This window comes from Gammaproteobacteria bacterium, assembly GCA_013696315.1.
Classification (GTDB): Bacteria; Pseudomonadota; Gammaproteobacteria; order JACCYU01; family JACCYU01; genus JACCYU01.
The window spans coordinates 1-3,500 of the sequence record JACCYU010000027.1 but is presented as its reverse complement, the minus strand read 5'-3'; the positions used below and the strand labels follow the sequence as shown (position 1 = coordinate 3,500).

Annotated in this window: 4 protein-coding genes; all 4 read right to left on the bottom strand. The window is 58.1% G+C overall.

All coding sequences use genetic code 11. The features are described 5' to 3' along the window. Window positions 1-372 precede the first annotated feature (372 nt). Window positions 373-861 carry a hypothetical protein gene (locus H0V34_01620; GenBank protein MBA2490441.1) on the bottom strand — a complete coding sequence of 163 codons (489 nt, stop codon included), beginning with the start codon at window positions 859-861 and terminating at the stop codon, window positions 373-375. 32 nt (window positions 862-893) lie between these two features. Then, entirely contained in the window at window positions 894-2,702 is a 1,809-nt protein-coding gene (locus H0V34_01615; GenBank protein MBA2490440.1) for a hypothetical protein, read from the bottom strand. Further along, window positions 2,699-2,992 (bottom strand): hypothetical protein, encoded by a 294-nt coding sequence (locus tag H0V34_01610; GenBank protein ID MBA2490439.1) that lies wholly within the window; start codon window positions 2,990-2,992, stop codon window positions 2,699-2,701. Before H0V34_01610 ends, H0V34_01615 begins: the two co-directional genes overlap by 4 nt. Before the next feature lie 131 nt (window positions 2,993-3,123). Further along, a complete protein-coding gene (locus tag H0V34_01605; GenBank protein ID MBA2490438.1) occupies window positions 3,124-3,351 on the bottom strand; it encodes an AlpA family transcriptional regulator in 228 nt (75 codons plus the stop codon). Between the last annotated feature and the right edge of the window lie 149 nt (window positions 3,352-3,500).

Below are 3,500 nucleotides of genomic sequence, written 5' to 3'. Positions count from 1 at the left end.
GATTCAAAGCATGGCTTAAACCAAACGGGTTATTGATCCTGCGATTTCCAGACAAATACACTGTGTTTGGATTCATCACGCGCAAGACGCCACACTGGGTTCACGTTGCGTACAAAAGACATCTGCTCAAGATGCAAATGGCGGGTCTCGATGGCCACGGCCCATACCCTACGGTTTATGACGAAGTAGTATCCCTAACAGGAATGAGACAGTTTTGTTTGAACGAAAACCTGCAAGTCGTCGGCGAGTGGGGTATCGATAAGTCGCTACCCAGGCGCGGTAGATTCATAGGATTAAGAAAAGCGATGATAAGAGCTACTCATGTGCTGTCGCTGGGTAAGCTGGATTCGTCCTATAGCAATCTCACCTTCATTATCCATAAGCCGTGTAATGAAACTGCTGTCTAGTGTGGTGAGTTAGAAGTTTATTGAATTGTTTTACGCCTTGGTGGTTTCTGGCAGAATGTTTTGGAGACAGCGAGGATGCAATGGCAGGCAGACCGAAAGCGGAGTTGGTGTTGAGCGATGCGGAACGCGAACAACTACAGGCGACGGCCGGCAGTGCGCCGCTATTCGGATCGTCCATGATCGCGTCGCGTTGTTCGGCGGTCATGGCGCGCAGGGCCGTACGCATTTCGGCGTGTATCGGGGCGGGCTGCACCGGCGGAAGGCTACGGGTGTCGCTGCACCATCTATCGTGGATGGACTTGAATTCCTTTAATTCTCTCGCGATGCTTTCCAGCGCGGCGCGCGTCTTGGCTCGGTGGCTGGCTTCGTTCGTCGAGTCCTTGAACTGGTCGTATGTATTGATTGCCGTTTCTGCCCGCGCGCGTAGAGTAAGTAAGTTGCCGTCAATTTCCATGGTTTATCCTATTTGATAATAAGGTCGATCAGTTAAGGCCGCTTCCGCCGGCCCGCGTCGCCGCAGTGGCGGCAGCCCTCGCCGGCACAGGCAGGGCAAGCAGAATATGCCCGCAAAGTAGCGTCCCCAGCGTCCCGTGCGTCCCAATCGTTGCTAGAACAGGTACTTACATCGTCGTGAGTTGCGTCCCCGTTGCGTCCCCGTTGCGCAGTAGCGTCCCCGTTGCGTCCCCCATTAAGTGATTGATCCTGCTCGTTTTGGGACGCTGGGGACGTTGGGGACGCAAGACTACGGACGATTTCTAGCTGCTTGCTTCGGCCATGATGCGATGGAAAGATGATGTCCACGCCGACTGCGCGCAATCCAGTCGCCAGGCGTCGCAACTGATTGGATAGCGTGCGCTGTGACTTCGGCCAGGACCTTGAAAGACGTACACCTTCGCCGGTACGCTCGTTGAGCGCTGCCAGCAGGTCGGTGGCGGTGCCGATCCATCGTTCTTCGCGAGGAGTCATCATTTCGCGTAGAGCGCCCGCCATAGGCGATCCTTCCAGGCCCGCCTCGATCGCCGATTTCCGATTTTTCGTGTACGCGAGCATGAACTTGCCGCGCTGGTCTTCAGGCTCGGCGGCGCTAGCCCACAACGCAAAGTCGGCCATGCGGGGCAAGCATTCCAGGCGCATCGTCTGCAACCGCGTGATCGCTCGGCCGATCTGATCCAGCAAGCCACCCAGAATCGCCGGGCGCGCCGCGTTGAACTCGCGCCAGAACTCGCCCTCGGCTTTGCGGTTCTCGTCCTGGATCGGCTCCAGATTGATGATGATGCTGCGGTCGATTAGGTCCTGCCGCGTGGCGATGTCATCGATGCCGTTCAGTACAATAGGCCGCTGCGCATCGATTAGTAATTCGTCCGCGTCTGAATAGAGTTCCCTGGTCGCGAATCCTCCGCCGGTGGCAAGTCGGCAGAGTGCATCGGATAACCACGGCGACAAGCCCGACAAGTTATCCAGGGCGATAACCCAGCCGTTGCGCGCCGCGATCATTAGGTCTCTTTCGTCGCGCGGCATCGTGCGCAACATGACGGCCGACGGATCGATCAGCGCGCGCAAGACCTTCTCGACGGTGGACTTCGCCGTGCCCTGTTCGCCCTGGAGCGCCAGCACCGGATACGGCCCCGTCGGTCTCATCGCGGCCAACAGCCACGCCAACACCAGGCGTTTGTCGCCGGCGTTTTTGACGTTCAGGAATCTCCATAACAGGCTGGTCTCGCCGCGCGTAGGAACGGGTAACGCCTGCATTCCACGGGCTCGAACGAACTTGACGGGCGGTTCGTCCAGGACTTTCCAGCCGTCTGCGCCAATCTGGATTGCTCGCCAATGACGATCGCATAGATCGATGCAAATGCGGTCATCATGCTCAGCGACGCGCAGATGTACGGATCGTTCGTCGTGGTCATAACGCGCCCGGCCCTCGATGGTCATGAGCGCGTCTGTCATCGCGGACGCATTCGCCGATTGTTGTTCGGCGAAATAGAACATCCGCGCCAGCCAATCGCGGAATCCTTTGGACCGTATCGGCCAGGTCTCGCCATGGTTGTCGATGTCGATGGTGGCGTAGCCCTTGCCGTCAGCGTCGTGGAATAGCTCGGCGCTCGCAGAAAGCTCGATTAGTAGGGTGGACTGCGATTTGCCCGCGCGCGTAGGTGCGGGATCGGCCATTGCGATCGGCGCAGGCGCGTCAGTGGATTGCGGCGCAGTCTCTGCCTCGGCCGGCACCGTCTCACGATCCAGCGCGTCCAATAGATCGGCGCGCGAATGATGCTGATAACTGTTGTCGTCGTTCACGCGGCCTCCCGCACTATACGATCGCAGGCGGTATGCAGATTGCCGTACGCATCCAGTCCGGCAATCACCACCGCCCCGTCGCGCAGCAGGGCGGCCATAAGTCGACGCAGGCGTGGCGTATCCAGGCATCCATAGATTGCAACATGGCGACCAGAGACGGGCCAGCGAAATGCGACGGGATCATGGCCACCCGGCAGTATCAGCATCGGCTCGGCCGCGCCGTATCGCTCCAGGTCTTGCAACGCGGCGGCCAGCGCATGAATCCAGCCGTCGCCAACATACAGCGACATCAAGTTAGGCGCCTCCGGCGATCGTGCATCGACTGACACACCCGGGGGTTGGCGCATCACGACCGCACCTTGAATGATGATGCGAGCGCCAGCGTGAGCGAGCGTGCGACGTTTACGGGCCTTTAGGGTACTCATCGCGCCTCCCCATATGCCGATGACCGGCTGACCCGGATGCGCTGCTCGATCCATTCGTCAATCTCATGCGACAACCAACCGACCGCCTGTGAACTCAACCGGATCGGCGCTGGGAATGTACCTTGAGATATCTTCTGGTATAGGGTGCTGCGACTAAGGCCGGTGCGACGTTCAACTTGCTTGCGCCTAAGAATGATCGGCGCTGTAGGGGATTGCTCAGCCATGCTCGGTTCTCCGATATGTCCGCTCCGGAACAGCCCGGAACATGGCTTTATTTGTACGTGTAAGAAAATCTCTCTGGAATTAATTCACACTATTTACTAGAAAATGATTGTGAATTATTTGGGATGGGGATTATTCACAACATCGGCAA